The following is a 723-nucleotide window of genomic DNA, read 5'->3' on the forward strand; positions in this document are numbered from 1 at the left end:
GTGGTCGATCAAGATGGGGATCAGGATCTGCGGGCTGAGGAAATGGCCTTGCCCATCGAGAGCCGCAATGCGGTCGGCATCCCCATCAAAGACCAGGCCCATTTTCAAGGGGGCCGGATCCGCTGCGATGATCTGAGCGGAAGCCTGCAGGTTTTGGGGCAAGGGCTCGGGGGGAAATCCCCCAAATAAGGGATCCCGGTGGGCCTGCAATTCAATCACCTTCTCCCCCAGTAGGCGCTTGAGGCCACCGGCGCCAGAGCCAAACATGACATCCACCCAGATCTTGGCCGGGGATCCCTTGAGCTTTTCCAGATCCACAAAGCGGCTGAGCTGAGCCAGGTAGCCGGGCCAGGGATCCCAGGTGTGGATGGGGGCCTTGTGGGATCCAAGAGGCTGGAGGCTTTGCAGCTCCTGCTCGATGGCGGCGGTAACTTCCGGCGGCACGGAGCCACCAAATCCTCCCTTGACCTTGAGGCCGGAATAGTGGGGGGGGTTGTGGCTGGCGGTGATCACCAAAGCGCCGTGGCAGCCCCGCTCCTTGGCACCCCAGCTAAAGGCCGGCGTTGGGGCCACACAGGTGGAGAGGTAAACTGGGATCCCCAGGCGGGCCACCACCTCAGCAACGTGGGCGGCAAAGCGTTCCGAGAGAAAGCGGTTGTCGTAGCCGACCAGGATCCCTTCGCCGGGGTAGGTGCGGGCCAACACTTGGGCGCTGGCCTGGGC

General features: G+C 63.5%; 1 pseudogene. It reads right to left on the minus strand.

Annotated features, from left to right (window positions below):
* Positions 1-723: pseudogene (locus tag NW820_RS13135) on the minus strand (phosphoglucomutase/phosphomannomutase family protein); the annotation flags it as partial.

It is taken from the genome of Synechococcus sp. R55.7, from assembly GCF_047461955.1.
In the GTDB taxonomy this organism is placed as follows: Bacteria; Cyanobacteriota; Cyanobacteriia; order Thermostichales; family Thermostichaceae; genus Thermostichus.